Raw genomic sequence first — 1,523 nt, forward strand, 5'->3', positions numbered from 1 at the left:
GATTCGCACATTGCTGATCTGGTGCAGGGTGCGCGGCATCGGGTTTGACGCCGCCGATTTACCCGTGCGCAGACGAAACACCCGGTCTTCAAGACCAGAGCGGTTCGAGTAGTAAATCAGCGACATGCTGCGCTTGGGGTCGGTGGTGTACACATGCTCCGATTCCCATTGCGGCAGGTGGAATTCACTCTGCTCATCGAAGAGGGCGATGTAGGCGTCCCAATCCTGCTGATCGCACAGTTCGGCTTTGCGGTAGAGGAACTGCTCGATGGAATGTTGTAGTGCACTCATTTCACACCTCCTTCAACTTCAGGGCTTTTTGTTCCAGACCTTGCAGAAGGAAACGCTGCCAGGACCCATGCTGATTGATGTAGAGCCCCTCATGGGTGAACTCGGTGCCGGTCAGTACCGGGCTGATGCCCAGGACCTCGCTGTTGGGATTGGGGCCTTCGACCCATTTTTCACTGCCGCGGGACACTTCGTTCCAGCGCTCAAGGCGTGCCTGGAAGCCGCGCTGGGCTTCACGAAACTCCACCAGGTCGTCGGGGGTTCCCATGCCTGAAACGTTGAAGAAGTCTTCGAACTGGCGAATGCGGTTTTCCCGGTCCGCGTCGGACTCACCCTTGACGCCGATGCACTGGCTGGTGATTTCTGTCTTGTTCCAGGCTACCGGACGCACGATACGCAGTTGCGAGCTGATCTGATCCATGAAGAACAGGCTTGGGTAGATGTTGAGGTTGCGCAGACGGTGCATCATCCACTCAGCCTGCTGCTGGCCGTATTCCTCCACCAGGCGCGGCATGACGCTGGCATAACCGGCGCGCACAGTCGGGTTGGGCATATCGCTGAACAAGAGGCTGTGGCCATTCTTGAACGAGAACCAGCCATCGTCGGTTTCCGCATCACCGGCACCCAGTTTGCTGTAGTCCAGTGTGCTGGAGCCGCCGCCGTTGGCGGCATTGACTTGCTGGCGATGTTGCACCGTGGAGACGTAGTTGTAGTGCACGGTGCTGACGTGATAACCGTCCAGACCGTTTTCGTGCTGCAGTTTCCAATTGCCGTCGTAGCTGTAGGTCGACTTGCCGGGCAGTATTTCCAGCTCGCCGGTAGGAGACTGGGCGACCATCATGTCGAAGAACACCTTTGCATCGCCGAGGTAGTCTTGCAGCGAGTCGCTGCCGTTGACGTCCAGGCTGATGAAGACGAAGCCTTTGTAGCTCTCGATCCGTGCTTTCTTCAGGCCGCGGGTAGCCTTGTCGAAGCCTTCCGGGTATTCCCCCGGGGCCTTGACCTTGACCAGGCGGCCGTCACTTTTGTAACACCAGGCGTGGAACGGGCAGGTGAAGGTGGACTGGTTGCCTTTGCTGACGCGAGTCAGGGTCGCGCCCCGATGCTGACAAGCGTTGATCAGCGCGTGAAGCTGATTGTTGCCATCGCGGGTGATGATCATGGGCTGACGACCCGCACGCATCGTCAGGAAATCATTGGGGTTGGCGATTTCACTCTCGTGGCAGGCGTAGATC

The 1,523-nt window shown here is 58.2% G+C and carries 2 protein-coding genes; both read right to left on the bottom strand.

The genetic code is table 11. The features are described from left to right. The coding region (locus ACXRVY_RS28495; protein ID WP_458238889.1) for an aromatic-ring-hydroxylating dioxygenase subunit beta at positions 1 to 291 on the bottom strand (291 nt) is incomplete at its 3' end. A gap of 1 nt (position 292) precedes the next feature. Continuing rightward, positions 293 to 1,523 (bottom strand): anthranilate 1,2-dioxygenase large subunit (gene antA / locus ACXRVY_RS28500; protein WP_458238890.1); only part of this gene is annotated, 1,231 nt, incomplete at its 5' end.

Source organism: Pseudomonas sp. P5_A2_2 (assembly GCF_054177685.1).